The 26,909-nt window shown below is 70.5% G+C and carries 24 protein-coding genes; 19 read left to right on the top strand and 5 right to left on the bottom strand.

What is annotated here, in order from left to right; genetic code table 11:
- Positions 1–6 precede the first annotated feature (6 nt).
- Positions 7–807 carry an aminoglycoside phosphotransferase family protein gene (locus tag AC07RM_RS00445; RefSeq protein ID WP_495332144.1) on the top strand — a complete coding sequence of 267 codons (801 nt, stop codon included), beginning with the start codon at positions 7–9 and terminating at the stop codon, positions 805–807.
- A 39-nt stretch (positions 808–846) separates the two neighbouring features.
- Here AC07RM_RS00445 and AC07RM_RS00450 read toward each other — a convergent pair whose 3' ends face one another.
- From AC07RM_RS00450 to AC07RM_RS00470, 5 genes are all read right to left on the bottom strand, one after another.
- Complete coding sequence (locus AC07RM_RS00450; protein WP_495332146.1) at positions 847–1,242, bottom strand: VOC family protein; 396 nt, start codon at positions 1,240–1,242, stop codon at positions 847–849.
- Entirely contained in the window at positions 1,239–2,861 is a 1,623-nt protein-coding gene (locus AC07RM_RS00455; RefSeq protein ID WP_495332148.1) for an FAD-dependent monooxygenase, read from the bottom strand. The genes AC07RM_RS00450 and AC07RM_RS00455 overlap by 4 nt, the downstream gene beginning before the upstream one ends.
- Before the next feature lie 61 nt (positions 2,862–2,922).
- Positions 2,923–3,699 (bottom strand): alpha/beta fold hydrolase, encoded by a 777-nt coding sequence (locus AC07RM_RS00460; protein ID WP_495332150.1) that lies wholly within the window; start codon positions 3,697–3,699, stop codon positions 2,923–2,925.
- 8 nt (positions 3,700–3,707) lie between these two features.
- Positions 3,708–4,664, bottom strand: a complete 957-nt coding sequence (locus AC07RM_RS00465) for a tripartite tricarboxylate transporter substrate binding protein (protein ID WP_495315635.1) — start codon at positions 4,662–4,664, stop codon at positions 3,708–3,710.
- A 151-nt stretch (positions 4,665–4,815) separates the two neighbouring features.
- Positions 4,816–5,739 carry a LysR family transcriptional regulator gene (locus tag AC07RM_RS00470; protein ID WP_495332152.1) on the bottom strand — a complete coding sequence of 308 codons (924 nt, stop codon included), beginning with the start codon at positions 5,737–5,739 and terminating at the stop codon, positions 4,816–4,818.
- An 84-nt stretch (positions 5,740–5,823) separates the two neighbouring features.
- Here AC07RM_RS00470 and AC07RM_RS00475 point away from each other — a divergent pair, with 84 nt between their 5' ends.
- The 18 genes from AC07RM_RS00475 (at position 5,824) to AC07RM_RS00560 (ending at position 26,899) form a co-directional block, all read left to right on the top strand.
- Positions 5,824–7,077, top strand: a complete 1,254-nt coding sequence (locus tag AC07RM_RS00475; protein WP_495332154.1) for a cation:proton antiporter — start codon at positions 5,824–5,826, stop codon at positions 7,075–7,077.
- Positions 7,078–7,230: 153 nt separating this feature from the next.
- Positions 7,231–8,376 (top strand): transporter substrate-binding domain-containing protein, encoded by a 1,146-nt coding sequence (locus tag AC07RM_RS00480; RefSeq protein WP_495332156.1) that lies wholly within the window; start codon positions 7,231–7,233, stop codon positions 8,374–8,376.
- Between the two features lie 16 nt (positions 8,377–8,392).
- Positions 8,393–8,992 (top strand): ANTAR domain-containing response regulator, encoded by a 600-nt coding sequence (locus AC07RM_RS00485; RefSeq protein ID WP_093346041.1) that lies wholly within the window; start codon positions 8,393–8,395, stop codon positions 8,990–8,992.
- A gap of 259 nt (positions 8,993–9,251) precedes the next feature.
- Positions 9,252–10,499 (top strand): transporter substrate-binding domain-containing protein, encoded by a 1,248-nt coding sequence (locus AC07RM_RS00490; RefSeq protein WP_261210604.1) that lies wholly within the window; start codon positions 9,252–9,254, stop codon positions 10,497–10,499.
- 76 nt (positions 10,500–10,575) lie between these two features.
- A complete protein-coding gene (gene urtB / locus AC07RM_RS00495; protein WP_057591911.1) occupies positions 10,576–11,469 on the top strand; it encodes an urea ABC transporter permease subunit UrtB in 894 nt (297 codons plus the stop codon).
- Positions 11,470–11,474: 5 nt separating this feature from the next.
- Positions 11,475–12,590, top strand: coding sequence for an urea ABC transporter permease subunit UrtC (urtC, locus tag AC07RM_RS00500; protein WP_495332159.1), 1,116 nt, complete (start codon positions 11,475–11,477; stop codon positions 12,588–12,590).
- Entirely contained in the window at positions 12,587–13,357 is a 771-nt protein-coding gene (gene urtD / locus AC07RM_RS00505; protein WP_495332161.1) for an urea ABC transporter ATP-binding protein UrtD, read from the top strand. The genes urtC and urtD overlap by 4 nt, the downstream gene beginning before the upstream one ends.
- Complete coding sequence (locus AC07RM_RS00510) at positions 13,351–14,043, top strand: ATP-binding cassette domain-containing protein (RefSeq protein WP_203207381.1); 693 nt, start codon at positions 13,351–13,353, stop codon at positions 14,041–14,043. The genes urtD and AC07RM_RS00510 overlap by 7 nt, the downstream gene beginning before the upstream one ends.
- Positions 14,044–14,098: 55 nt before the next feature.
- Complete coding sequence (locus AC07RM_RS00515) at positions 14,099–15,640, top strand: amidase (RefSeq protein WP_495332164.1); 1,542 nt, start codon at positions 14,099–14,101, stop codon at positions 15,638–15,640.
- Positions 15,641–15,812: 172 nt separating this feature from the next.
- Positions 15,813–17,051, top strand: a complete 1,239-nt coding sequence (gene phnA, locus AC07RM_RS00520) for a phosphonoacetate hydrolase (protein ID WP_495332166.1) — start codon at positions 15,813–15,815, stop codon at positions 17,049–17,051.
- A gap of 10 nt (positions 17,052–17,061) precedes the next feature.
- A complete protein-coding gene (gene psrA, locus AC07RM_RS00525; RefSeq protein ID WP_495332168.1) occupies positions 17,062–18,159 on the top strand; it encodes an iron-containing alcohol dehydrogenase PsrA in 1,098 nt (365 codons plus the stop codon).
- Positions 18,156–19,601: a phosphonoacetaldehyde dehydrogenase gene (gene phnY, locus AC07RM_RS00530; RefSeq protein ID WP_495332171.1), complete on the top strand. Its 1,446-nt coding sequence runs from the start codon at positions 18,156–18,158 to the stop codon at positions 19,599–19,601. Before psrA ends, phnY begins: the two co-directional genes overlap by 4 nt.
- Before the next feature lie 109 nt (positions 19,602–19,710).
- Entirely contained in the window at positions 19,711–21,276 is a 1,566-nt protein-coding gene (locus tag AC07RM_RS00535; RefSeq protein WP_495332173.1) for an ABC transporter substrate-binding protein, read from the top strand.
- Positions 21,277–21,325: 49 nt separating this feature from the next.
- A complete protein-coding gene (locus AC07RM_RS00540; RefSeq protein WP_093346069.1) occupies positions 21,326–22,282 on the top strand; it encodes an ABC transporter permease in 957 nt (318 codons plus the stop codon).
- Positions 22,283–22,285: 3 nt separating this feature from the next.
- Positions 22,286–23,131, top strand: coding sequence for an ABC transporter permease (locus AC07RM_RS00545; RefSeq protein ID WP_057591920.1), 846 nt, complete (start codon positions 22,286–22,288; stop codon positions 23,129–23,131).
- Positions 23,132–23,145: 14 nt separating this feature from the next.
- A complete protein-coding gene (locus AC07RM_RS00550; protein WP_495332175.1) occupies positions 23,146–24,846 on the top strand; it encodes a dipeptide ABC transporter ATP-binding protein in 1,701 nt (566 codons plus the stop codon).
- On the top strand, positions 24,843–25,643 hold the full coding sequence (locus tag AC07RM_RS00555) for a phosphodiesterase (RefSeq protein WP_495332177.1): 801 nt from the start codon (positions 24,843–24,845) through the stop codon (positions 25,641–25,643). Before AC07RM_RS00550 ends, AC07RM_RS00555 begins: the two co-directional genes overlap by 4 nt.
- Positions 25,640–26,899 carry an alkaline phosphatase family protein gene (locus tag AC07RM_RS00560; protein ID WP_495332179.1) on the top strand — a complete coding sequence of 420 codons (1,260 nt, stop codon included), beginning with the start codon at positions 25,640–25,642 and terminating at the stop codon, positions 26,897–26,899. The genes AC07RM_RS00555 and AC07RM_RS00560 overlap by 4 nt, the downstream gene beginning before the upstream one ends.
- The last annotated feature ends 10 nt before the right edge of the window (positions 26,900–26,909 follow it).

A 26,909-nucleotide genomic window follows, 5' to 3' on the forward strand; every position in this document is an offset into this window, starting at 1 on the left:
GAGCCCATGTTCGACCCCTACCTGCAGCGTTGGGACCTGGTCCCCGACGGCGAACCCTTCTCCTCGCTGAGCGGCCATCTGCTGCCGGTCCGCGCGCGCGGCCTGCCGGCCATGCTCAAGCTCTCGCACCAGCCCGAGGAGATGGCCGGTGCGGCGCTGATGGCCTGGTGGGACGGGCAGGGCGCGGCGGCCGTGCTGGCGCAGGCCGGCGAAGCGCTGCTGATGGCGCGCGCCCAGGGCACGGCATCGCTGGCGCGGATGGCCAGGGACGGGCAGGACGACGAGGCGACGCGCATCCTCTGCGAGGTCGCGACGCGCCTGCATGCCCCGCGCGACAAGCCGCTGCCGCCGCTGGTCCCGCTAACGCGATGGTTCGCGTCGCTGTGCGCGGAAGGCGCAGGCCACGCGGGCGTGCTCGGCGCATCGGCGCGCACCGCGCGGGCGTTGCTGGCCGCGCCGCGCGAGGCCAGCGTGCTGCACGGCGACATCCACCACGGCAACGTGCTCGACTTCGGCGTCGAGGGCTGGCTCGCGATCGATCCCAAGGGGCTGGTCGGCGAGCGCGGCTTCGATGTCGCGAACATCTTCTGCAACCCCGACGACGCGACCGCGCTCGCGCCGGGCCGTTTCGAGCGGCGCCTGGCCATCGCGGCGAAGGCCGCGGACATCGAGCGCGAGCGTCTGCTGCAATGGGTGCTCGCCTGGGCCGGCCTGTCGTCGGTCTGGATGATCGAGGACGGCGACGAGCCCGGCGGCACGCTCGAGGTCGCCAGGCAAGCGGCCGCGGCACTCGGCATCGCGCATTGAGGCGCCTTCGGCCGGGGCCGCCGAAGAGGGCGGCGCCCGCTATCCGGCCTCGAGGCCCAGGTCGAAATTCAACTCGACCTTGAGCCCGAGCGGATCGCTGAGGAAGACCTGGTGCAGCGAGGTCCCGGTCAACGGCGTTTCGCTGAAGGGCACCTTCGCCGCGCGCAGCGCCTGCCGCGTGGCTTCGAGGCCGCGCGCCTTCAGGGCCACGTGATCGAAGGGGCCGCACTCCCGTGGCGGCGACACCGTCCGCAGCGCGTTGAGATGCACGATCGCGTGCCCGTCGGCATACAGCCAGTAGCCCGGATGACGCAGCGCGGGGCGGTGCCCCTCCTTCAGCCCCAGCGTGCCCACGTAGAAGTCGCGCAGCGCGGGCAGGTCCTCGACCGCGCAGCCGACCGTGAAGTGATGGATGGCGCTGACTTCCATGCTCATGCGGCGCTCCCGGGCGCCGCCGCGCCGCGACACAGGATGGCGCTCATCACCTCCTGCAGCGTGGCCCAAGGGTCGTCGGCGCCCGATGGCGAGCGCCAGGCCACATGGCCGTCGGGCCGCACGAGGACCGCGCCATCCTCGCGCAGGCCATAGGCCGCGAGCCAGTCGCCACCTTCCTCCTCGCGGATCTCGTCGCCGATGACGGCATTGGCGACACGGGGCCCTTCGAGCCGATCCGCGGCGGCCCGCCAGGCCGAGCCCGCGGGCGCGGTGAGCAGCACGAAGCCGCGGCCCAGCAGGTCGGTGGTCGAGAGCTTCTGCGAACCCTTGCGCAGCGCGACATGCGGCGCGCGACAGCCGGGCGCGGCGCTCGGCACATAGGCCTCGATCGCGTCCGCGACCGGCGCGGGCTCTTCCTGCGACACGACCGCGCGCGATGCGTAGCGCGCGCCGAACACCAGGCCGATCTCGTTGAGGAACTCCTTGCGCGGCAGCACCGCTTCGGTCTGCCGCGCCGTGCGCCCCATCGACAGCGCGTTGAGCAGGCTGGTGTGGGTGACGGCCTCGCCGACCGGCCGGCGCTCGGCATCGTAGCTGTCGAGCAGCGCGTCGCCGGCCTCGCCGCGCAGCACCGCGGCCAGCTTCCATGCGAGGTTCTGCGCATCCTGCACGCCGGTGTTGAGGCCGAAGCCGCCGGTCGGCGGCATCTCGTGCGCGGCATCGCCGGCGAGGAACACCGGCCCCGCGCGGTAGCGCTCGGCCACCATCGCCGAGGCCTTCCAGGCGCTGACGCCGAGGACCTCGACGGCGAGGTCGGCTGCACCCACCGCGCGGCGCACGATCTCGGTGCTGAACGCGGGCGTGAACTGCTCGGGCGTGAAACCGTAGTGCGACAGCGAGGTGACCAGGAAGCCCCAGCGGTCGCTGCCGTTGATCGTCAGGAAGGTGCCGCGCAATTCCGGCTGCTCGATCAGGTACAGCGCTGCCGGGCGCTCCGCGATCCACGGCGTGAGGTCGGCACGCAGGTGGATGTTGATGCTGTCGTAGACATCGGCTTCGCCGCGCCGGCCGATTCCGAGCTGCTGCCGGATGCGGCTCTGCGAACCGTCGGCGGCGATCAGGTAGCGCGCGCGCACCTGTTCGCCGCGGCCCTCGGCATCCTCGATGCTGGCGGTCACGCCGTCGGCGTCGCAACTCAGTTCGCGCAGCGCGGTGCCGAAGCGAAGCCTGCCGGCGCCGGCCGTCTCGGCCCGATGGCGCAGCACCGGCTCGAGGATGTCCTGCGAGCAGCCGCAGTTGCCGGCGATCGACAAGGCCTGGTTGGCGGCCGATCCGCGCCCGGGATGCAGCCGCTTGATCTCGCGGCCGGCCAGGCTCTCGGACCAGAGGATGGTGCCGCCGAAGCGATCGGGCATGGCGACGGCGCGGATGGCGTCCTCCAGATCGATCTGGCGGTACATCTCCATGGTGCGGGCATTGAGGGCCCGTGCCTTGGGAAGGATCGCGGTGCCCGGATGTCGCTCGACCAGCAGCGACTCGATGCCGAACAGCGACAGATACAGGGATGCAGTGAGGCCCACGGGACCGCCACCGACGACGAGGACCGGTACATCAATCATCGAACGAAGACTCCATGCGCCCAGCGGCGCGGAACGGGGGAAATGGAAAAGGAAACGGGGTTCACGCCAGGAACTCGCGCAGATGCAGTGCGAGCGCCTCGGGGGCCTGGGCCGTGCCCAGGTGGCCCACGCCGGGCAGCAGCACCGAGTGCGTGTCGCGGATGTGCTGCGCCAGCGAGAACGTGAGCGCTGCCGGCACCACGCGATCGAGCTCCCCCGCGACGAGCAGCGTGGGCCGCTCGATCTCCGACAGCGCGAGCGGGGGCAGGTCGCCGACGACCGCGGCCCGGCGATCGGACCGCGCGGAGCGCGCCGGTGCCGCGGCGAAATGCGCCCTGAAGGCGGGATGCTCGGCCAGGAAGGGCGCGGGAAAGAACAGCGCCGCGAGCTGTTCGGCGCTCGCGGGCAGTTGCGCGCGCAACACGGCGATCTCGTGCGCGACCTCGGCATTGGCTTGCGCGAGCGAAACGGGCAGGGGCCAGGTGCTCGCCAGCACGAGCCGGCGCACGGCCTTCGCATAGCGCACCGCGAAGGCCTGCGCGACCCGGCCGCCGAACGAGGTGCCGAACACGAAGGCGCTCGCGTGCCCGAGGGCCTCGAGCAGTTGCATCGCATCGTCGGCGAGATCGATCAGCGTCGGTGCCCGCTCGGGGCCGACCGTGTCGCCGCAGTCGCGCTGGTCGTAACTGATCACGGTGTAGCGGTCGCTCAGCGCCGGCAGGATGCGCGCGAACTGCCGGCGGCTGCCTTCGGCGCCATGCAGCATCAGCAGCGGCGGTCCTTCCCCCGTTACCTCGAAGGCGGTGCGGACTTCGCCGAGGTCGATGAATTCGAGCATGGCGGCTCCTAGCCGATCTGGATGTCGAGCGGCGGCAGCAGCCGGCGGTAGCGCCCGATCTCGGCCGTGACGTAGGCCCTGAACGGCTCGGGCGGCATCAGGTCGGGCTCGTCGCCGTTGTCGCGCATGTAGGCGATCAGCGCGGGCGTGCGCGCTGCCTTGACGATGGTGTCGTGCAACGCATGCACCGCGTCGGGCGCCATCTTTCCGGGACCGAACAGGCCCGACCAGGCCGGGATGTCCTCGACCGTGAAGCCCTGCTCGGCGAAGGTCGCCACCTCGGGCAGCAGCGCCGAGCGCCGGCCCCCCGAGATCCCGAGCGCGCGCAGGCGGCCCGCGCGGATCTGCGAGCCCGCGGTCGACGGCGCGAGGAAGGCGCAGTCGACCGTGCCCGCCAACAGGTCGTTGGTCGGCGAGCCCTTGAACGGCACGTGCAGCAGGTCCACGCCCACGCCCTTGCCGAAGAACACGCCCATCACGTGCGTGGTATTGCCCACGCCCGAGGAGCCGAAGCTCAACTGGCCCGGCCTGGCCTTGGCGGCCGCCACGAATTCCGCGAGCGAGCGGTACGGCGACTTCTCGCCGACCAGCAGCGCGAAGCCCGAGGACAGCGCCAGCCGCGTGATGGGCAGCAGGTCCGCGACCGGGTCGAAGGGCAGCTTCTTGATCAGCACCGCGCTGGTGGTGTAGCCGCCCGTGGTGTAGAGCACGGTGTTGCCGTCGGGGCGCGAACGCGCCACGTCGACCGAGCCGAGCACGGTGCCGGCGCCGGGCTTGTTGTCGACGATGACGGTGCGCCCGCTGCTCTTGACGATCGCATCGCCCAGCACGCGCGCCGTCACGTCCGTGCCGCTGCCCGCCGAGAAGGGAACCACGATGCGAAGCGGCTCTTGCGCCCGCACCAGCGCCGGCGCGAAGGTGGCGGCCGCGGCCGCCCCGAGGAATGTTCTTCGATCACATGCCATCTGCTTGTCTCCGTTCTTGTGAAGTCCGGCGCGCCACCCGGTGGGCGGTGGCGGCGGCGGACGGCGCAAGATTAGGGACGCGCGCGGCGCAGGTCCAAGTGAATTTTCTGACCGCCCTCATAACGAAGCGGCATGGCCCGGCGCGGCCTGCTCAGGACAGCTGTGCGTTCGGCCACTTGCCTTCGCGCACGTGCCGCTCGATCACCGTGCGCAGCACGCTCATCACGCCTTCGGTGGCGCGCGATGCGGGACGGTCCGAGGCGCGCGCGAGCACGCGGTGCAGGAACAGGCCTTCGATAGGCACGGCGCGCAGCCGCGACGCCGCCAGGTCTTCCTGGACCGCCGCCGCGAAATGGGCCGTGAGCCCGACGCCGTCGAGCACGAGCCGGCGCGCCACCTCGGCGGTCTCGACCTCGACCACGCGATGCAGCTCGAGCTTGGCGCGCGCGGCGGCCGCCTCGAGCTCGAGCCGCACGCCCGACTTCACGAGCCCGGTCATGATCAGCGGCACGCCGGCCAGGTCGCGCATCCGGATCTTCGGCTTGCGCAGCCGGGGGTCGTCGGGCAGGCCGATCAGGCAGATCTGTTCCTTCAGCAGCGGCAGGGTGCTCAGGTTCGATCGCTCGATGGGCTCGATCAGCAGCGCGATGTCGACCTCGCCCTGCGCCAGCATGGTCTGCAGCGACGGCGCGAAGCCCTCGATGAAGCGCAGCCGGACTTCGGGCAGGTACTGGAGCACCGCCTTGGTCAGCAGCACCGTGAGCTGCTGCGCGAGACCGGGCGAGAGCCCGATGGCGACCGGCCCGCGAGGCTCCCGCTGCCGGGCCAGCAGGTCGGACTTGATCTGGTCGACGTAGCGCAGCAGGAACAGTGCCCTCTCGAGCAGCAGCCGCGCTTCATCGGTCGGCGCCGCGCCGCGCGCGTGGCGCTCGAACAGCTGGACGCCCAGTTCCTCCTCGAGCAGGCGGATCTGCCGGCTCAGCGCCGGCTGCGTCACGTGCAGGATGCCCGCCGCCTTGCCGTAATGCTGCTGGGTCGCGAGCGCGACGAAATAGCGGAGTTGCCTGAGGTCCATCGCGCTATCGTAGCCAGCGGGCGGCGGGAGCCGCGACGCCTCGGCATCGCTTCCGCGACACGGGCCCACGGTAGCATCCACCCCATGCTCCCCAGCCTGCTCTCGACCTTCGCCGACCTGATCCTCTTCATGGGCCTGTCCTGGGCCATCTGGCGCGCCCTCGGCCGCTCGGTGCCGATCGCGGTGCTGCCGATCATCATCGGCTTGCTGCTCGCGGCCACTGGCGTGCTGCCCAAGGCCGTCGGCATTCCGTCGGCGGGTGGCGACTTCATCGGCTGGATCGGCGTGCTGCTGCTGGCCTTCACCGCGGGACTCGAAACGCGGCAGACGGTGCACCTGCCGGGCGCGGCCGACCTGCCGCCGGCGCGGCCCGGCGAGACGCTGCGCTTCGTCGCCAGCGCGGTGATGGCGCTGCTGCTGCCGTTCGCGGTGGGCACGCTGGCCGCCAAGCTCTGGTTCAATCACCTGCCGGGCTGGAGCGCGCCGCATGGCGGGCAGTGGTGGGGCGCGCTGGCGATCGGCCTGTGCCTCGCGGTCAGTGCGCTGCCGGTGCTGATCGGTATCGTGCGCGAGCTCGGGCCGCTGCACCGGCCGCTGACGCGCATCGCGCTGCGCATCGCGGTGCTCGACGACGCGGTGCTCTGGATCGGTCTGGCGCTGCTGCTGCTGGCGGCAGAAGGGCAGGCGCTGCTCGCGGGCTCCTGGGTCAAGCCGGCCGCGGCGATCGCGCTGGCCGCGACGCTCGCTGGCATTGCCGCCGTCGCGCGCAAGGCGATGCGCGAGCCGCCGGCCTGGGCGATCTGGCTCGCGATGCCGCTGTTCCTCGCGGCCGGCGCCTGGTCGAGCTCGCAGCTGGGCCTGCACGAGCTGCTCGGTGCCTACTTCGCGGGCGCGATCGTGCCGGCGGCCTGGTCGCGCCGGCTGCCGGTGGAGCGGCTGGGCCAGTTCGCTTTGATCGGCCTGGCGCCGGTGTTCTTCGGCCACAGCGGGCTCAAGATCGACGGCAGCGTGCTGGGCTGGGCCTCGCTGCAGGCCTCGGCCACGCTGCTGGTGCTGGCGGTGGCCGCCAAGCTGGTGGCGGTGCTGGCGTGCTCGCCGGCCAAGTGGCTGTCGCGGCGCGAGGCGCTCGCGGTAGGCACGCTGCTGCAATGCAAGGGGCTGATGGAGATCGTGGCCGCGACGATCCTGCGCGACAAGGGCCTGCTGTCGGAACATGCCTTCGCGGCGCTGGTCACGCTCGCCGTGCTGTCGACCCTGCTGACCGGGCCGGCCTTCCGCTGGATCGTGCGGCGGGTGGTGCCGATGGAGAACGCCAACGGCCGCTCGGCCTCCCACTGAGGTCCGGGGCTTCCCAAAAGACTTGCCTGCCAGGGCCGTGGGACTGCTACAGTAGCGCGGACGACGCCGCAAGGCCTCGACATTGACATGGAGCAGTGAAGCTCCCAGCGGCCTTGAAGGCTGCTGGGGGCTTTTTTCATTGGGAGTCCAGACGTGACCGGATCCAAACCACAACCCTGGCGAGTCGGGGTGCTTTTTTCATCGACGGGCGTGACCGCGGCCGTCGAGCGCACGCAGCAGGCGGCGACCCTGCTCGCGATCGAGGAGGTCAACGCGAGCGGCGGGGTGCTCGGGCGGCCGATAGCGCCGGTGGTGCTCGATCCGGCCTCACGGCCGCCGCGCTACCGCGAGCTGGCCAAGCAGCTGTGCGACCAGGCCGGCGTGGCCGTGATCTTCGGCTGCTACATGTCGAGCACGCGCAAGGCGGTGCTGCCGGTGGTCGAGGCGCATCGCGCGCTGCTGTTCTATCCCACGCTCTACGAGGGCTTCGAGTATTCGCCGAACTGCGTCTACACGGGCGCGGCGCCGAACCAGAACTCGGTGCAGCTGGTGCGCTACCTCACGAGCCATTTCGGCAAGCGGCTGTTCCTGATCGGCTCGGACTACGTCTACCCCTACGAGTCCAACCGGATCATCGCGGACCTGTTCCGCCAGGCCGGCGGCGAGGTGCTCGACGAGATGTACGTGCCGCTGCGCGTGGCCGACATCGACATGCCGAAGGTGATCCGGCGCATCGAGGCCGCGCAGCCCGACGTCGTCTACTCGACCGTGGTCGGCGACGGCATCGCGCGCTTCTACGAGGCCTACGGCGAGGCGGGCTTCGACCAGCAGACGCATCCGATCGCGAGCCAGTCGACGCAGGAGGCCGAGATCGCGCAGATGTCGGCGCGCGCGGCCGCGGGCAGCATCACGGCGGCGCCGTACTTCTCGACCCTGCAGACGCCGGCCAACCTCCGGTTCGTCGCGGCCTGGCGCAAGCGCTTCGGCACCGGCCTGCCGATCACGGCCTGCGCGGAGTCGGCCTACTTCCAGGTGATGCTCTATGCGCAGACGCTAGCGCGCGCGGGCAGCGACCGGCTCGAAGCGATGCTGCCGCACCTGCACGAGCACGAGTTCGATGCGCCGCAGGGCCGGGTGCGCATCGACCAGGAGAACCACCACACCTACCTCTGGCCGCGCGTGGCGCGCGTCGATGCGCAGGGCACGTTCCAGGTGGTGGACGATCCGGGCCTGCGCGTGAAGCCCGATCCCTACATGTACGAGAACCGGTTCGATCCGCTCGCGGGACGGCCGGCCTGAGGGAAGCGGAGGCGCCATGACCATTTCGCTGCTGCGCGAACTGCCCGAGCTCAAGATCGTCGTCGTCCATCCGCCGGACGAGGAGGGCGACGCCCTCGTCAGCCACCTGCGCCGCGTGGGCTGCATGGTCAGCATGGCCTGGCCCATGCCGGCCACCGTGCCGCCCAATGTCGACGTGCTGTTCCTGCTGGTGGAGGGCGAGTCGCGCCAGGCCACCGAGGCGCTGCTCAAGTCGATGCCGCGGCCCGAGCCGACGGTGATCGCGATCGTCAACTACGAGGACCCGACCACCCTGCAGCTGGTGCTCGAGAGCGCGGCCTTCGCGGTGGTGCAGAAGCCGATCAAGCCCTTCGGCCTGCTCGCGCACCTGGTGACCGCGCGCAGCCTGTGGGCCGAGCGCCAGGCGATGCTCAAGGAGAACCGCAAGCTGCGCCGCAAGATCACCAGCGACCAGGCCATGAGCCGCGCGAAGACGATCCTCATGGCCTCCAAGGGCATCAGCGAGGGCGAGGCCTACCAGGCGATCCGCGCGCAGGCGATGGCCAAGCGCCTGTCGATGGAACAGATCGCGAGTTCGATCATCAACATGGAAACCCTGTTGCACCCGTCGCCCTAACTCGCTAGCATGACTGCATCGAGTCGGTCCTCCGGCTCGGTGGCTGCATCCCCTTGATTCGTCAGGCGCCGATGCAGCCGGCATCGGGAACCATGTGTGTTCTCCGGTCCACCTGGCAATGAAGCCCACGCCGCGGTCCCCACCGCGTTGTGGGTTTTTTTTCGCCTGCGCCCGACAGTGCTGTCGGCTGGTTCCACCCATCGAGCTCTTCAACCATTCGTCAGCGCATGGTCGCTGCGTCACGTCCTGAGGTCCCATCATGTTGACAACCAACCGTCGCCACTTCCTCGTTTCCTCGGCTGCTTCCGCGGCTGCCCTCTCGTCGCCCGCGCTGATGCGCAGCGCCTACGCGGCCGACACCATCAAGGTCGGCGCGCTCTATTCGCAGACCGGCGGTCTGTCGATCGTCGAGAAGATGCTCGCCAACGGCGTGCGCATGGCCGTGGCCGAGATCAACGCCGCGGGCGGCGTGATGGGCCGCCAGGTCGAGGTGGTGCTCGAGGACGGCGCCTCCGACCCGAAGACCTTCAACGAGAAGGCCTCGAAGCTGATCACGCGCGACCGCATCGAGACCGTGTTCGGCTGCCACACCTCGGCCAGCCGCAAGGCGGTGCTGCCGGTGTTCGAGCGCCGCAACGCGATGCTGTTCTATCAAACCCACTACGAAGGCTTCGAGTGTTCGAAGAACGTGGTCTACAGCGGCGCGGTCGCCAACCAGCAGCTGGCCAACTACGTGCCGTGGATCGTCGAGAAGCTCGGCAAGAAGAAGTTCTTCATCGTCGGCTCCAACTACGTCTATCCGCGCGAGATGTCGAAGGTCAGCAAGAAGCTGATCGAGCAGTCGGGCGCCAAGTGGGTGGCCGACGAGTACCTCGAGCTCGGCCATTCGGAATGGGCCTCGGTGGTGCGCAAGATCAAGGAGTCGGGCGCCGACGTGGTGCTCTCGCACGTGGTGGGCGATTCGCTCGTGGCCTTCTACCGCGAGTACAAGAACCAGGGCATGTCGCAGGCCGCGGTGCCGATCTGCGCCACCGTGATCAGCGAGATCGAGATCGCTGCCATGGGCGGCGAGTACGCGGCCGGCAGCTACACCTCGGTGCCGTACTTCATGTCGATCGACACGCCGGCCAACAAGTCCTTCATCGAGCGCTACCGCAAGTTCGTCAACGACCCCAAGGCCGTGACCTACCACTCGCTCGAGGCCGCCTACTTCCAGGTCTTCCTCTGGAAGCAGGCGGTGGAGGCCGGCAAGGCCACCACGGCCGACGCCATCCGCGCCCACATCGGCGGCCAGAGCTACGACGCGCCCGGCGGCAAGGTGCGCATCGATCCCGAGAGCCTGCATGCCTGGGTCACGCCGCGCATCGGCCAGTGGCAGGCCGACGGCCAGAGCAAGGTGGTCGACGCCAGCCCGCAGCCGGTGCGGCCGCTGCCTTACTTCGCCTATGGCGAGACCGACGCCAACCTGATCTGCAAGCGCAACGGCGCCGCGCCGGTGAAGGCCTAAAAAAGGCCTGAACAGCCGTCCGCGGGCGCGGCGGCATGTGCCGCGCCCGCAGTCACCCTCGAGAGAAAGACTTCCGATGTTGGACGTACTCCTGATCGGGCTCAGCATGGGCTCGATTCTTCTGCTGGCCGCGCTCGGCCTGGTCATCATCTACGGCGCGATGGGCGTGGTGAACATGGCGCACGGCGAGATGATCATGGTCGGCGCCTATGCCGCGGTGCTGGCGCAGATCTGGCTCGGGCTCGGGCTGTTCGCCGCGATCCCGATCGCCTTCGTGGTCGCGGCCGCGCTGGGCCTGCTGATCGAACGCTGCGTGGTGCGGCGCCTCTACGGCCGCCTCGGCGACACGCTGCTCGCCACCTGGGGCGTGGCGATCCTGGTGCAGCAGGCGGTGCGGCTCGAAGGCGGCCTGGCCTTCTTCGGCATCCACATCGAAGGGCTGGGACCGGGGCTGCAGAACATGCCGATCCCCGCCGTGCTGCAGGGCGCGGTGATGGTCGGCGACACGCCGATCAATGCCTACCGCGCCTTCATCGTGGCCTGCACCGTGGTGCTGACCTTCGCGACCTGGCTGCTGCTCTACCGCACGCGCATCGGCATGCAGGTACGCGCCATCATCCGCAACCCGCGCATGGCCGCGGCCTGCGGCATCGACGTGCAGCGCGTCAACGCCTGGACCTTCGCCTTCGGCGCCGGCCTGGCCGGCATCACCGGCGTGCTGGTGGCGGGCTTCAAGACCGTCTCGCCCGACATGGGCACGGCCCTGGTGGTCGACAGCTTCCTGGTGGTGGTCTCGGGCGGCGTCGGCAGCTTGCTCGGCGCGGTCGTCACCTCGATCGGCCTCGGCGAGGTCACGGGCGTGGTGGCGGCGGTCAGCAACGACATCCTCGCGCGCGCGGTGGTGTTCGGCCTGGTGATCCTGCTGATCGTGGTGCGGCCGCAGGGCCTGTTCTCGTTCAAGGGGCGGTGAGCGGCATGGGCACTCCTCTGGACCGGCGCGCGACCTTCGCCGCCTACGCAATCTTCCTGGCCCTGGTCGCGCTGGCACCGCTGGTGCTCGACGGCTTCTGGCTCAACCGGCTCGCCAAGTACCTGGTGTTCGGCATGCTCGGCATCGCCGTCGCCATGAGCTGGGGCTATGCCGGCATCCTCAACCTGGGGCAGGGGCTGTTCTTCGGCCTCGGCGCCTACATGCTGGCCATGTCGCTGAAGATGGCCAGCCCCTCCAGCCTGCAGCATGGCGGTGCCAACCCGGTGCCGGACTTCATGCTGTCGAACGCGCAGCCCGGCGCCACCGTCGACCTGTGCTGCATCAACCCGGGCGCCTTCCTGTGGCAGCCGTTCCAGTCGCAGGGGTTCGGCCTCGCCATGGGTCTGCTGCTGCCGGCGCTGATGGCCTTCGTGCTCGGCGCGCTGCTGTTCCGCAAGCGCATCGCGGGCGTGTTCGTCTCGATCGTCACGCTGGCCCTGGTGCTGCTGGTGCGCCTGCTGCTGGTCGACGCGCAGCCGATCACCAACGGCTTCAACGGGCTGTCGGACCTGGCCTGGCTGCGCATCGCGGGGCACGAGCTCGATCCCTACGGCGTGTCGACCTACTACCTGGTCGCGGGCGTGCTCGCCGTGGTGCTGGTCGGTGCGCGCGCGCTGCTCGCCACGCGCGCCGGCGTGATCCTGCGCGCCACCTCGGGCGATCCGCAGCGCGCGCGCTACCTGGGTTTCGACGTGGCGCACTACCAGACCTTCTTCTTCGCGATGTCGGCGGCCATCGCCGCGGTGGCCGGGATGCTCTACGTGGTGGTGGCCGAGTTCGCCTCGCCCACCTTCATGGACCTGAGCTTCTCGATCACCATGGTGGTGTGGGCCGCGGTGGGCGGGCGCGCCTCGCTGCTGGGCGCGTGCATCGGCGCGATCCTGATCAACATGCTCGAGGCCACGGCGAGCGAGACCCAGTCGCTGGTCGAGGCCTGGCGCGTGATCGTGGGGCTGACCTTCGTGCTGGTGGTGCTGTACCTGCCCAAGGGCATGGCCGGCTGGGCGCACGACCTGCTCGAGCGCATCGGTCAGCGCCGTGCTGGCGGAGGTGTGCCATGAGCGACATCGCACTCGAACTGCATGCGCTGGGCGTGAGCTTCGGCGGCTTCAAGGCGGTGGACGGCGTGTCGCTGCGCGTGGCCGAGGGCGAGCTGCGCGTGCTGCTGGGCGCCAACGGCGCCGGCAAGACCACGCTGATGGACCTGATCTCGGGCAAGACGCGCAGCACCGAGGGCCGGGTCGAGTTGCACGGCCGCGACCTCACGAACTGGCCCGAGTACCGGATCGCGCGCGCGGGCATCGGCCGCAAGTTCCAGATCCCGAGCGTGTTCCGCGAGCTCACGGTGCGCCACAACCTCTGCGTGGCCGCGAGCCGCGAGCCCTCGATCCTGCGCAACCTGCGCTGGGGCTTCGGGCGCGAGACCGACCGCCGCGTCGACGAGATCCTGGCCCTGGCCGGCCTCGAGGAGGTGCAGCAACAGCAGGCCGGCGACCTGAGCCACGGCCAGACGCAGTGGCTGGAGCTGGGCCTCTTGATCGCGCAGCAGCCGAAGGTGATCCTGCTCGACGAACCCACGGCCGGCATGACGGCCGGCGAGACGCGCAAGACCGCGCAGATCCTCAAGAGCCTGCGCGGGCGCCACACCATCCTGGTGGTGGAGCACGACATGGCCTTCGTGCGCGACATCGCCGAGCGCATCACCGTGCTGCACCTGGGCCGCGTGCTGGCCGAGGGCAGCGTCGCCGAGATCGAGCGCGATGCGCGCGTCCGGCAGGCCTACCTGGGCTCCCACGGAATCTCCCACGCGATCGGAATGCCATGCTGACACTCGCCAACGTCGACAGCTACTACGGCCGCAGCCACGCGCTGCAGGACGTGAGCCTCTCCATCCCGAAAGGGAAGATCACCGCCATCCTCGGGCGCAACGGCATGGGCAAGACCACGCTGCTGCGCACCCTGATGGGCAGCATGGTGCGCGCCACGGGCCGCATCGAACTCGACGGCCTGCGCATCGACGGGCTGCCCACGCACCTGCGCGCGCGCGGCGGCATCGCCTACGTGCCGCAGGGGCGCGAGATCATCCCGGACTTCAGCGTGCGCCAGAACATCCTGATGGGCGCCTTCTCGGGCCGCGGGCCGCGCGCGATCCCGCCGCTGGCGCTCGAGCTGTTCCCGTACCTGGCGGCCAACCTCGACCGGCCCGGCGGCGTGCTGTCGGGCGGCCAGCAGCAGCAGCTCGCATTGGCGCGCGCCCTCGCGGCGCAACCCAGCGTGATGCTGCTCGACGAACCTAACGAGGGCATCCAGCCCTCGGTGGTGCAGGAGATCGAGGCCGCGATCGCGCGCATGAACCGCGAGCTCGGGCTGACGATGGTGCTGGTCGAGCAGAACATCGACTTCGTGCGCCGCGTGGCCAGCGGCTTCGCCATGTTCGAGAAGGGAACCATCGTCGAGAGCGGTCCCATCGAGCAGCTGAGCGACGAGATCATCGATCGCCACATGACCTTCTGACTTCCCCTTTTTGTCTCCCTCTTCATCCACCGCATTCACGAGGAGTTTCTTCGCCATGAGCCAGACCCCCCCCACCATCGACCTCGCCACGCTGACCGTCGACACCGTGCAGGAAGGCTTTCGCAACGGCAGTTTCACGGCCGAGTCGCTCGCGCGCGCCTGCCTTGCGCAGATCGAGACCTGGAACGGGCGCTACAACGCCATCATCTTCCTCAACGACGAGGCCATCGACGATGCGCGTGCCATCGACCGTCGGCGCGCGGCCGGCGAGGCGCTCGGCCCGCTCGCGGGCGTGCCCGTGGTCGTCAAGGACCCGATGGACATGGTCGGCTTCCCGACCACGGCCGGCTGGTCGCTGCTGCACGGCAAGAGCGGCGGCGTCGACCTGATGCCCGCCACCGACGCGCCCGTGGTGGCGCGCATGCGCGCGGCCGGCGCCGTCATCCTCGGCAAGACCAACGTGCCGGTGCTGAGCCACACCGGCACGCATGCCGACGACAGCTGGGCCGGCCCCACGCTCAACGTGGTGCTGCCCGATCGCGTGCCCGGCGGCAGCAGCGCGGGCACGGCCACCGCGGTCGGCGCCAGCATGGCCGTGCTGGGCCTGGCCGAGGAGACCGGCGGCTCGATCCAGAACCCGGCCTCGGCGCAGGACCTGGTCGGCATCAAGCCCACCATCGGCCTGGTGCCCAATGCCGGCGTGATGCCGCTGTCGGGCAACCGCGACGTGGTGGGCCCGATCGCGCGCACCGTGAAGGACGCGGCGCTGTGCCTCGACGTGCTCGCGGGCTACTCGCCCGAAGATCCGAAGACCTTGGCCGGCGTCGGCAAGAAGCCGGTGGGCGGCTACACCGCGCAGTTCGGCAGCCGCAGCCTCGCGGGTGCGCGCATCGGCCTGTACGGCCCGGGCTGGCGCTCCCAGCCGCTGTCGGCCGAGGCGAGCGAGCTCTATGCGCGTGCCGCGAAGGAGCTCGTGCAGCGCGGCGCGGTGCTGGTCGACGATCCCTTCGCCGGCACCGGCTTCGCGCAGCTGCGCCAGCCCACGCTGCCGCTCACGAACTTCGATGCGCGCGGCATGGAGTCGGTGCCCTACGACCTGCAGAAGTACCTCGAGCGGCTGGGCCCCGATGCGGCGCTCAAGTCCTTCGCCGATTTCGCGAAGGCGACCGAGAAGGAATCCGCCTTCGCGCCCGGCGGCGTGCTGAGCTACCTGCACAACCTGCCGCAGTTCGCGGCCGCGCTCAAGTCGCCGGGCACGCCGCCCGACCTGTCGGACTTCATCGCGCTCAAGGAGGCCTACCTGCGCATCGTCGACGCGGTGTTCGCGCGCGAGAAGCTCGACGCGCTGGTGTTCCCGCAGATGCGCGAGGAGCTGCCGGTCACGCGCGGCGGCACGATCCAGGAGACCACGGTGGGCGAGCTCAACATCGCGGGCCTGCCGGGCGTGACGGTGCCCGCGGGCTACTACGCCTCGGGCGCGCCGTTCGGGCTGCTGTTCGTCGGGCCGCTGTGGAGCGAGGCGACCCTGCTCGCGCTGGCACACGACTACGAGACGGCGACGCGGCATCGCAAGGCGCCGCGGCTCACGGCCGCCTGAGGGGAGCGTACGGAGCGGCGCCTCTGTACTTTCCCGGGCCATGTATAGCTCTGTTCAATACATTGCCCGAAAAACTTGAATTGGACGAATAGAAGCTTCGAGCGGACAGTGCACCCAACGAGAGACGACAAGGTCTCCGAGACAACGCACTGATTTCCAAAGGAGCTTCCCGATGACATTTCAAGCCGAGACCGTCCTGGCCAATGGACGGCATTACGCGAAGCCGCGCGCGCCGGTGGTCGTGGTGTGCGTCGATGGCTGCGAGCCCGACTACATCACGCAGGCCATCCAGGCCGGCGCGGCGCCGTTCCTGCAGCGCATGCTCAAGCAGGGCAGCTCGCTGATCGGCGACTGCGTGGTGCCGAGCTTCACGAACCCGAACAACGTGTCGATCGTGACCGGCGTGCCGCCCTCGGTGCACGGCATCTGCGGCAACTTCTTCTACGACGTGGCGGCGGACAAGGAGGTCATGATGAACGACCCCGAGTACCTGCGCGCGCCCACGCTGCTGTCGGCCTTCTCCGATGCCGGCGCGCTGGTGGCGGCCGTGACCGCCAAGGACAAGCTGCGCACCATGCTCGGCCACGGCCTGCGCGGCATCTGCTTCTCGGCCGAGAAGGCCGACAAGGCGACCGTCGCCGAATGCGGCATTGACCGCGTGCTCGAACTGGTCGGCAAGCCCGTGCCCTCGGTCTACAGCGCCGACCTCAGCGAGTTCGTCTTCGCCGCCGGGGTGCGCCTGCTCGAGACGCGCAAGCCCGACCTGATGTATCTCTCGACCACCGACTACGTGCAGCACAAGTGCGCGCCCGGCACGCCCGAGGCCAACGCCTTCTACGCGATGATGGACGGCTACCTCTCGCGCCTCGACGCACTGGGCGCGGTGATCGGCCTCACGGCCGACCACGGCATGAGCCCCAAGACCGACGCGGCCGGCAATCCACGCGTGCTCTACCTGCAGCAGGAACTCGATGCGCGGCTCGGCGAAGCCAGCACGCGCGTGATCCTGCCGATCACCGATCCCTACGTGGTGCACCACGGCGCGCTCGGCTCGTTCGCGACGGTGTACGTGAACCGCGCGCCGCTGGAGCAGGTGCACGAGGCGCTGGCCGGCCTGCCCGGCGTGGAGCAGGTGCTCACGCGCGACCAGGCGGTGCGGCAGTTCGAGCTCGCGGGCGACCGCATCGGCGACCTGGTGGTGGTCGGCGACCACCTGACGGTGCTGGGCACCAGCGCGGCGCGGCACGACCTCAGCGGCCTCACGGTGCCGCTGCGCTCGCACGGCGGCGTCTCGGAGCAGAAGGTGCCGCTGCTGTTCAACCGCGCGCTGCAGGGCGTCGACCCGCGCCGCCGGCTGCGCAACTTCGACGTCTTCGACCTAGCCCTGAACCACGCGGGCGCCGCCCACTGAAGCGATCCAGATGTCCCAGGAATTCTTCAATCCCGTGCGCAGCGTGTACGGGGCAGGGGCCTTGTCGTCCCTGCCGAAGCTGCTGGCCGGCCGCAAGGCCGTGGTCGTGACCTTTCCGGAGGCGCGCCGCTTCGGGCTCGTCGACCGGCTGCAGGCCTTGCTCGGCGACGGCCTGGCCGGCGTGATCGACGCGGTGCTGCCGAACCCCGACGTGGCTGAACTGCGGGCGCTCTACGAGGCGTTCTGGAGCGATGCGCAGCAGGCCGAGGTGCTGGTCGCGGTCGGCGGCGGCAGCGCGATCGACACCGCCAAGGCGCTGATGGTCGGCACGCAAAGCGGCCGCTTCGACGACCTGGTGGCGGCCCTGGCCGCGGGCGGGCCCTTCGTGCCGGCGCGCGTGAAGACGCTGATCGCGGTGCCGACGACTGCCGGCACCGGCAGCGAGGTCACGCCCTGGGCCACGATCTGGGACCGCGAGGCGCAGCGCAAGCATTCGCTGCACCTTCCCGAGACCTGGCCCAGCATCGCGATCGTCGACCCCGAGCTGATGCTCTCGCTGCCGGCCTCGGTGACGCTGCAGAGCGGCCTCGACGCGCTGTCGCATGCGCTCGAGTCCATCTGGAACGTGAATGCGAATGCGCTGTCCGACACCTTCGCGGTCGCGGCGGTGCAGCAGATCTTCGAGACCCTGCCGCTGCTGATGGACAAGCTCGGCGACCTCGAGCTGCGCGCCCGCATGGCGCTGGCCGCGCTGCAGGCCGGCATGGCCTTCTCGAACACCCGCACCGCGCTCGCGCATTCCATCTCCTACGAGATGACCCTGCGCTACGGCCTGCCGCACGGCATCGCCTGTTCGTTCCCGCTGCCGATGGTGCTGCGGCGCGCGATCGGGCAGGACGCCGGCCGCGACGCGGTGCTCGAGCGCGCGCTCGGCCCGCTGGACCGCGCACCGCAACGGCTCTCGGACTTCATCGAGCGCCTGGGCGTCAAGACGCATTTTTCGGACTACGGCGTGTCGAGCGAGCAGGCCGACCGGATGGTTGCGCATGCGCTGACCGGCGCGCGCGGCAAGAACTTCATCGGCACCCCACAGAAGGAGGCGGCATGAACGCCATTCTCGAGAGACAGGACATCCGCGTGGAGGCGCTGCGCATCGGCGGCGAGAAGGTCCACACGCCGCGCACGATCGCCGTGCGCAACCCCTACAGCGGCGAGACGGTGGGCACCGTCGCCATGGCCACGCTGGAGGACGTGCGGCGCGCCTACGAGATCGCGCACGCCTACGTGCCGCGCCTGTCGCGCTACGAGCGCTCCGCGATCCTCAACCGCGCCGCGCTGCTGCTGCGCGCGCGCACCGACGAGGCCTCCACGCTGATCACCAGCGAGTCGGGCCTGTCGAAGAAGGACAGCATCTACGAGATCGGCCGCGTGGCCGACGTGCTGAACTTCGGTGCCAACGAGGCGCTGCGCGACGACGGCCAGGTGTTCTCGTGCGACCTCACGCCGCACGGCAAGCAGCGCAAGGTGATCACCACGCGCGAGCCGCTGCTGGGCGTGATCACCGCCATCACGCCCTTCAACCACCCGATGAACCAGGTGGCGCACAAGGTGGTGCCCTCGGTCGCGACCAACAACCGCATGGTGCTCAAGCCCTCGGAGAAGGTGCCGCTGTCGGCGCTGTACTTCGCGGACCTGCTCTACGAGGCCGGCCTGCCGCCCGAGATGCTGCAGGTGATCACGGGCGACCCGCGCGAGATCGCCGACGAGATGCTGACGCATCGGCACGTGGAACTGATCACCTTCACCGGCGGCGTCGAGATCGGCAAGTACATCGCGAACAAGGCCGGCTACCGGCGCATCGTGCTCGAGCTCGGCGGCAACGATCCGCTGATCGTGATGGACGACGCCGACCTCGACCGCGCCAGCGACCTCGCCGTGCAGGGTTCCTACAAGAACTCGGGCCAGCGCTGCACCGCCGTCAAGCGCATGCTGGTGCACGAGAAGGTGGCCGCGGCGTTCACCGAGCGCGTGGTGGCCAAGACCCGCGCCTGGAAGTTCGGCGATCCGATGGACGCGGGCAACGACATGGGCACGGTGATCGACGAGGCCGCGGCCCGCCGCTTCCAGGCGGTGGTGGACGAGGCGGTCGCGCAGGGCGCGCGGCTGCTGGCCGGCAACGAGCGCGAGGGCGCGCTGTACGCGCCGACGGTGCTCGACCGGGTGCGCCCCGAGATGACCGTGGTGCGCGAGGAGACCTTCGGCCCGGTGTCGCCGATCCTGCGCTTCGCCAACATCGACGAAGCCATCGCGATGTCGAACGGCACCGCCTTCGGCCTCTCGTCGGGCATCTGCACCAACCGCATGGACGACGTGATGCGCTTCGCGAAGGAGCTCAAGGTCGGCACCGTCAACCTCTGGGAGGTGCCGGGCTACCGGATCGAGCTCACGCCCTTCGGCGGCATCAAGGACTCGGGCCTTGGCTACAAGGAAGGGGTGCAGGAGGCGATCAAGTCGTTCACCAACTGCAAGACGCTCTCGCTGCCATGGTGAGCCCACCGACAATGGATTGAACGGCGCGCCGCCTCGCATCGACATGCGATGCGAGGCGGCGCGAACCGAAGAGCGCCGACCAGGCGCCCGATGACTGCCAGGAGACACGATGAACCCCAACGACAACTGCCTGATCGACGCCATGCGCCGCCGATTGCTGACGGGCGCCGGCGCCGGCGCCGCGCTCTCGCTCGGCGAGCTGCTCTTTCCGCAGGCGGCCCACGCGGCCCCCAAGCGCGGCGGCACCTTCGTCTACACCAACACCTACCCGAACAACCGGATGGGCGATGCGCGCACCGGCCGCCATCCGCAGCATTGGCTCGACCTCAACAACCGCAGCGCCTACAACGCGCTGACCTGGGTCGACGAGAACCTCGAGGTGCAGCCCGAGCTCGCCACGGCCTGGGAGCCGAGCGCCGACCTCAAGGTCTGGGACATCACGCTGCGCGAGGGCGTGCTGTTCCACGACGGCCGCGAGATGACGGCCGACGACGTGGTGTCGTCCTACCGCTTCCACCAGACAGCGACCGGCTACGCCAAGCAGATCGTCAAGGTCGAGAAGGTCGGCAGGAAGGTGCGCATGACGCTGGACGCGCCGAACAGCGAGTTCCCCTACGTGCTCGCCGAATACCACCTGATGATCATGCCGGCCGCCGAGAAGGACGCGATCGGCCTTTCGGGCATCGGCACCGGGCCGTTCCGGATCGCGAGCCTCGATCCCAAGCGCCGCATCATCCTGGAGCGCAACGAGAAGTACTGGCGCGCCGGCTTCCCCTACCTCGACCGCCTCGAGGTCGTGAGCTCGCCCGGCCGCATGGAAGGCGCGCTGAACGGATTCCGCGGCGGCCTGTTCGATGCCGTGATCGGCGTCGACCCCGGCCTGCTGCCCGACCTCGAGCGCACGCCCGACCTCAAGTACAGCCTGTCGAGCAGCGGCGACCAGGCGCTGATGGTGATCCCCAAGGTGGCGGGCTCGCCGCTCGACGACAAGCGCGTGCGGCAGGCCCTGGCGCTGGCGGCCGACCGCGAGAAGATCATCCGCATCGTCTACGGCAAGAAGGCCGGCTGGGTCGGCAACGACTCGCACCTGACGCCGGCCAATGCCGCCTTCCAGCCGCTGCAGCGCATGCACGACGTGGCGCGCGCACGCGCGTTGCTGGCCGAGGCCGGCCATCCCAACGGCGTGAAGCTGCCGACCTTCTACTTCGCGCCCACCTGGCCCGAGGTGCCGCGCGTGTTCCAGGTGCTGGCCGAATCGGTCAAGGAGGCCGGCATCGTGCTGCCGATCGAGCAGCGGCCGAGCGACGGCTACCGCCAGTGGCGCGTCGAGGATGCCGAGAAGACGCGCAAGCACCGCTTCGCCTACACGCCGGCCGGCCCGCGCAATCCCGGCGTGAGCCTGTACCGGCTGCGGCCCGACAACAACGAGAGCGGCTACTGGCGCGGCGCGGGCTGCGACGAGTACATGGCGCTCTACCAGAAGTCGCTGGCCGAGCCTTCCACCGAGAAGCGGCGCGCGAACTACGTGCGCATGCAGGAGATCCTGCGCGACGAGGTGCCGATCCTGTCCGCGGGCGGACGGCGCAACCTGCTGATCCACAAGCCCAACGTGCACGACCTGCGCAACCACTCGCAGTTCTGGTCGATGCGCTTCGACGAGGTCTGGAAATCGTGAGCCGGCCCCGCATCTCCTTCACCGACCCGCGCGCGAACGGCGACCCATCATGCTCATGACCTTCCTGCGGCGCGTGGGCCTCTACGCGCTGACCCTGCTGCTGGCCTCGATGCTGGTGTTCGTCGCGACCGAGGTGCTGCCCGGCGACGCGCTCGAAGTCAGCCTCACGGCCGACGAGATCGCGATGATGAATCCCGAGGACCTGGCGCGAAAGCGCCACGACCTCGGCCTCGACCGGCCGGCGCCGGTGCGCTACTTCGAATGGCTCACGGGCGCCATGCGCGGCGATTTCGGCAAGACCATCCTCGGCGGCACGCCGGTGGTCGAGATCATCCGCGAGCCGGTGAAGAACTCGCTGCTGCTCGCGGCCGTGACGGCTCTGGTGGCCATTCCGGTGTCGCTGCTGCTGGGCATCGTCGCGGCCTTCTGGCGCGGCCGGCTGCCCGACACGCTGGCCTCGATGGGCGCGGTGATCGGCTACTCGATCCCCGAGTTCGCCTCGGGCAACCTGCTGGTGCTGGTGTTCGCGATCTGGATCCCGGTCTTCCCGGCCGTGATCCTGGCCTTCGCCGACGCGCCGCCGTCCGCGCTGCTGGCCGTGTCGGTGCTGCCGGTCGCGACCATCGTGTTCGGCTCCATCGCCCACCTGGTGCAGCTGATTCGCACCGGGCTGATCGAGTCGCTGGCCAGCGACTACGTCGAGCGCGCCCGCTTCACCGGCCTGGGCGAGCTGCGGCTGATCCTGCGCCATGCATTGCCGGCCTCGGTGATCCCGGCGCTCAACTCGGCCGCGCTCTACGTGGCCGGCCTGCTCAGCGGCATCGTGGTGGTCGAGAAGGTGTTCGGCTACCCCGGGCTCGGAATGATCCTGCTGCAGGCCGTCGACAAGCGCGAGGTGCCGATCGTGCAGGCCATCAGCCTGCTGGCGGCCCTGGCCGTCGTCTCGATGAACCTGCTGGCCGACCTCGCGGTGGCCGCCCTCGACCCCCGCGCCAGGAGCCGCTGAATCATGATGTTCAAGATCAACCACCACGCGCTGCTGCGGCCCGTGGCCCTGTTCGGCATCGGCATCGTCGTGCTGCACCTGGCCGTCGCGCTGGCCGCGCCCTGGATCGCGCCCTACGACCCGATGTCGCTCAACGGCGGCCGCGCCGAGCCGCCGAGCGCCGAGTTCTGGCTCGGCACCGACGTGCTGGGCCGCGACTACCTGTCGCGCCTGCTGTGGGGCGGACGCACGGCGCTGCTGGCCGCCTTCACGGGCGTGGTCGTCGCGGTCAGCGTCGGCAGCATCCTCGGCGTGACGGCCGCCTACCTCGGCGGGCTGTTCGACGACGTGATGATGCGCATCGTCGACCTCAAGCTGGCGCTGCCGGGCATCCTGTTCGTCGCGCTGTTCGCGGTCGGCTTCGGCGAATCGCTGCCGGTGCTGATCGTGCTCATCGGGATGGTGTACTTCCCGGGCGTGATCCGCATCGTGCGGGCGCAGGCGCTGACGCAGGTGCAACTGGGCTACGTGAAGGCCGCGCAGCTGCGCGGCGAGGGCACGGTGTCGATCATCCTGCGCGAGCTGCTGCCCAACACGCTCGACGTGGTCTACGTCGAGTTCGCGATCCGCATGTCGCACGCGATCCTGCTGCTGAGCTCGCTGTCCTTCCTGGGCATGGGCATCTCGCCGCCCACGCCCGACTGGGGGCTGATGGTGGCCGAGGGCGTGAGCCAGCTCGCGTTCGCACCCTGGCTGGTGCTGGCGCCGGCGGTCTTCATCTCCACCTTGGTGGTGGGACTCAACTTCGGCGCCGAGGCGCTGGCACGGGCCCTGGGACTGGACGCCACGCGCGGCCAGGACGCGGCATGAAGGAACAGGCAACGATGAAGCATCCCGAATCCAACGCGCTGGCACGGCGCCAGCAGGCGGCGCGCCGCATCGGCGGACGGCTCGAGGTCCAGGGCCTGGGCATCGGCTACCGGCGCGCCGACGGAGAGATCGTCGGCGCGGTGCGCGGCGTCGAGTTCACGGTCGAGGCCGGCAGCAGCCTGGGCATCGTCGGCGAGAGCGGCTCGGGCAAGTCGACCGTGGCGCGCGCCCTGCTGGGCCATTGCCGGCCCGGCGGCGTGATCACCGCGGGCGCGGTGCGCATCGCGGGCGAGGACATCCTGCGCCTGGACGAGCCGGCGCGGCGCCGGCTGCGCGGCCGGCACATCGCCTTCGTGCCGCAGAACCCGCTGAGCTCGCTGACGCCGCACATGCGCATCGGCGACCAGGTCGACGAGGCCGTGCGCCACCTGCGCGGCTGCGGCGCCGCCGAGGCACGGGCGCGCACGCTCGAGCTGTTCGAGGCCACCAACCTGCCCGATCCGAAGGGCATCTGCGCGCGCTATCCGCACGAGCTCTCGGGCGGCCAGCGCCAGCGCGTGGTGATCGCCGCGGCGCTGGCCGGCGACCCCGGCGTGCTGGTGCTCGACGAGCCGACCACCGCGCTCGACAAGACCACCGAGGTCCAGGTGCTCGAGCTGGTGCGCACCCTGCGCGAGCGCTTCGGCACCTCGCTGATCTACGTGAGCCACGACCTCGGCGTGATCTCGCGCATGTGCGACCAGGTGATCGTGATGCACCAGGGCCGCATCGTCGAGCAGGGGCCGGCCGCGCGCATCTTCGGCGCGCCCGCGCATGTCTACACGCGGCAGCTGATCGCGGCCATTCCGCGCGTCGATGCCGAGCCGCCGGCGCGCGAGCAGCAGCCGGCGCAGGGCGCGCTGCTGGTGGCGAAGGACCTCGCGTTCTCGTACCCGGCGCGCCGCCGCGCCTGGTTCCAGCCCCCGCCGGCCACGGCGCGGCCCGCGCTGGCCGGCCTGTCCTTCGCGATCGGGCGCGGCGAGACGCTCGGCCTGGTCGGCGAGTCGGGCAGCGGCAAGTCCACCGCGGCCTCGCTGGTCGCGGGGCTGATGGCTCCCACCAGCGGCTCGCTGCACTTCGACGGCCAGCCGCTGGCCGCGAAGGCCACCGACCGCTCGCCGACGCTGCGCCGGCGGGTGCAGATCGTGTTCCAGGATCCGCTGTCCTCGCTCAATCCGCGCCAGCGCATCGCCGCCATCCTCGAGCGGCCGCTGACCCTGTTCACCGGGCTGCGCGGCCCGGCGCTGCGCGAACGCGCGCGGGCGCTGATGCGGGCCATGCACCTCGATCCGGCGCTGCTCGAGTGCTACCCGCGCCAGCTCTCGGGCGGGCAGCAGCAGCGCATTGCCATCGCGCGCGCCTTCGCGGCCGAACCCGACCTGATCGTCTGCGACGAGATCACCTCGGCGCTCGACGTGTCGGTGCAGGCCCAGGTGCTGGAGCTGCTGCTCGAGCTGCAGCGCAAGACCGGCACGGCCTACCTGTTCATCAGCCACGACCTCGGCGTGGTCCGGCGCATGGCCGACCGCGTCGTGGTGCTGCGCCATGGCGAGGTCCGCGAGGCCGGCGCCACGCGCCAGGTCTTCGATGCCCCGGCCGACGACTACACGCGCCTGCTGCTGCAGGCCACCGCCCTGCATTCCGTGACCGCCTCACCCGAAACCCTTGCCGCATGACCAAGTTCATCCACATCACCGATCCCCACCTCGTCGCGCCCGGCGAGATCCTGCACGGCCTGGACCCGTACGCGCGGCTCGCCGCCTGCATCGACGACATCCTCGAGCACCACCGCGACGCGGCCTGCTGCGTGATCACGGGCGACCTCGCGCACCGCGGCGAGAGCGCGGCCTACGCGGCGCTGCGCACCCAGCTCGCGCGGCTGCCCATGCCGTGCTTCCCGCTGGTGGGCAACCACGACATCCGCGCGCTGCTGGCGGCGCAATGCCCGGGCGGGCCGAGCGACGGCAACGGCTTCGTGCAGGGCCGCTTCGACCTGGCCGACGCGAGCTTCCTGCTGCTCGACACGCTCGACGAGGGCCGCAACGGCGGTCTCTATTGCGAGCAGCGGCTGGCCTGGCTCGCGGCCGAGCTCGACCGGCTCGGCGAGCGGCCGGTCTACCTGTTCATGCACCACCCGCCGTTCGACATCGGCATTCCGTGCCTCGACCGCATCGGCCTCGCGAACCCCGAGCCCTTCGCCCGGCTGCTGGCGGGCCGGCGCAACCTGCGCCACCTGTTCTTCGGTCATGTGCACCGGCCGGTCTGCGGCAGCTGGCGCGGCATCCCGTTCTCGACCCTGCGCGGCCTCAACCACCAGGTGCCGTTCGACCTGCACACCATCTCGCCGGTGCCCAAGAGCCACGAGCCGCCGGCCTATGCGGTGGTGTTCCTCGCGGCGGACCAGGTCACGGTCCACTTCCACGACTACCTCGACAAGTCCACGCTCCCGGCGCCCCGGGGCGCTTCGAAATGAGCAGCCGGCGGCGCGCCGTCGTGGTGGTCTGCGACAGCCTGTGCGCGGACCTGGTCACGCCCGACGCGGCCCCCGCGCTCACGGCGCTGCGCGCGCAGGGCGCCGACTTCGTTTCGGCGCGCGGCGTCTTTCCCTCGACCACGCGCACCAGCTCGGCCTCGATGGCCACCGGCTGCCTGCCGGCCGCCCACGGCCTGCTGGGCAACACCATGGTGCTGCGCGAGCAGGGCGCGCTGGTGCGGCTGTCGGTGGGCAAGCCCGACTTCCTCGAGCGCCTGCGCCGCGCCACGGGCCGCACCTTGCGGCGCCCGACCTGGGCCGAGCGGCTGGCGCAGCAGGGCGGCGCGATCGTCATGTCGAACGTGTCGCCGGGCGCGGCCTACCTGCAGGACCCCGACGGCTTCGGCCATGTCTACCACCGCGCCGGGTCGCGCGGACCGGGCGGCGCCGCATTGACGGACGGCCTGGCCATCGAGGTGGGCGCCGCGGGCGACCGGGCGATGACCGATCGCTTCTGCCGCGAGGTGCTGCGCGAACGCGCGCCCGCGCTGGCCGTGCTGTGGCTCTCGGAGCCCGACCACACGGCGCACGGCGTGCCGCTCGGCTCGAGCGAGCACCTGGCGATGATCGCCCACGCCGATGCCTGCGTGGACCAGGTGCGGCGCACCGTGGAGGCGCTCGATCCGGCCGGCGACGAGATCCTGCTGGTCGCCTGTTCCGACCACGGCATGGAGACGGTGGAGCGCAGGATCGACCTCGACGCGCTGCTGGTCGAGGCCGGCTGGAAGCAGTCGCGCGAATCGCAGGAGGTGGTGGTGGCGCCCAATGGCAATGCCGCGCTGCTGTACTTCGCCGACGAAGCGCGCGATGCGATCCCGGCGCTCACTCGATGGCTGGAGGACCAGGACTTCACGGGACGCGTGTTCGCCGGCCAGGCCCTGGCGGAGATCGGCTTGCCGACCGAAGGCCCGCTCGGCCTGACGCTCGCGCTGCGCCATGACGCGAGCGCCAATCCCCATGGCGTGCCGGGCCGCAGCGTCTCGCTGCTGAGCCCGTTCAGCGATTCATCGCCCGTCGGCTGCGCACAGCACGGCGGACTGGGCGAGCACGAACAGCATCCCTTTCTCTACCTGAGAGGGGGAGGGTTTCGTCCCGGCGAGCGACGCCAACCCGCGTCGCTGATCGACATCGCGCCGACCGTGCTGCGCCACCTCGGCGTCGCGGCGGACGGCATGCAGGGACGCGCATTGCAGTAGACGCGCCGCG

It is taken from the genome of Variovorax sp. GW821-FHT09B05, from assembly GCF_059418265.1.

Coding starts and splice junctions, on each gene's coding strand:
- urtC (WP_495332159.1), top strand. CDS start 11,475: ATGGGCACTCCTCTGGACCGGCGCGCGACCTTCGCCGCCTACGCAATC.
- AC07RM_RS00455 (WP_495332148.1), bottom strand. CDS start 2,861: ATGATTGATGTACCGGTCCTCGTCGTCGGTGGCGGTCCCGTGGGCCTC.
- AC07RM_RS00450 (WP_495332146.1), bottom strand. CDS start 1,242: ATGAGCATGGAAGTCAGCGCCATCCATCACTTCACGGTCGGCTGCGCG.
- AC07RM_RS00460 (WP_495332150.1), bottom strand. CDS start 3,699: ATGCTCGAATTCATCGACCTCGGCGAAGTCCGCACCGCCTTCGAGGTA.
- phnY (WP_495332171.1), top strand. CDS start 18,156: ATGAACGCCATTCTCGAGAGACAGGACATCCGCGTGGAGGCGCTGCGC.
- AC07RM_RS00485 (WP_093346041.1), top strand. CDS start 8,393: ATGACCATTTCGCTGCTGCGCGAACTGCCCGAGCTCAAGATCGTCGTC.
- phnA (WP_495332166.1), top strand. CDS start 15,813: ATGACATTTCAAGCCGAGACCGTCCTGGCCAATGGACGGCATTACGCG.
- AC07RM_RS00540 (WP_093346069.1), top strand. CDS start 21,326: ATGCTCATGACCTTCCTGCGGCGCGTGGGCCTCTACGCGCTGACCCTG.
- AC07RM_RS00470 (WP_495332152.1), bottom strand. CDS start 5,739: ATGGACCTCAGGCAACTCCGCTATTTCGTCGCGCTCGCGACCCAGCAG.
- AC07RM_RS00535 (WP_495332173.1), top strand. CDS start 19,711: ATGAACCCCAACGACAACTGCCTGATCGACGCCATGCGCCGCCGATTG.
- AC07RM_RS00555 (WP_495332177.1), top strand. CDS start 24,843: ATGACCAAGTTCATCCACATCACCGATCCCCACCTCGTCGCGCCCGGC.
- AC07RM_RS00550 (WP_495332175.1), top strand. CDS start 23,146: ATGAAGCATCCCGAATCCAACGCGCTGGCACGGCGCCAGCAGGCGGCG.
- AC07RM_RS00490 (WP_261210604.1), top strand. CDS start 9,252: ATGTTGACAACCAACCGTCGCCACTTCCTCGTTTCCTCGGCTGCTTCC.
- AC07RM_RS00560 (WP_495332179.1), top strand. CDS start 25,640: ATGAGCAGCCGGCGGCGCGCCGTCGTGGTGGTCTGCGACAGCCTGTGC.
- AC07RM_RS00545 (WP_057591920.1), top strand. CDS start 22,286: ATGATGTTCAAGATCAACCACCACGCGCTGCTGCGGCCCGTGGCCCTG.
- psrA (WP_495332168.1), top strand. CDS start 17,062: ATGTCCCAGGAATTCTTCAATCCCGTGCGCAGCGTGTACGGGGCAGGG.
- urtB (WP_057591911.1), top strand. CDS start 10,576: ATGTTGGACGTACTCCTGATCGGGCTCAGCATGGGCTCGATTCTTCTG.
- AC07RM_RS00510 (WP_203207381.1), top strand. CDS start 13,351: ATGCTGACACTCGCCAACGTCGACAGCTACTACGGCCGCAGCCACGCG.
- AC07RM_RS00475 (WP_495332154.1), top strand. CDS start 5,824: ATGCTCCCCAGCCTGCTCTCGACCTTCGCCGACCTGATCCTCTTCATG.
- AC07RM_RS00515 (WP_495332164.1), top strand. CDS start 14,099: ATGAGCCAGACCCCCCCCACCATCGACCTCGCCACGCTGACCGTCGAC.
- AC07RM_RS00465 (WP_495315635.1), bottom strand. CDS start 4,664: ATGGCATGTGATCGAAGAACATTCCTCGGGGCGGCCGCGGCCGCCACC.
- AC07RM_RS00445 (WP_495332144.1), top strand. CDS start 7: ATGTTCGACCCCTACCTGCAGCGTTGGGACCTGGTCCCCGACGGCGAA.
- urtD (WP_495332161.1), top strand. CDS start 12,587: ATGAGCGACATCGCACTCGAACTGCATGCGCTGGGCGTGAGCTTCGGC.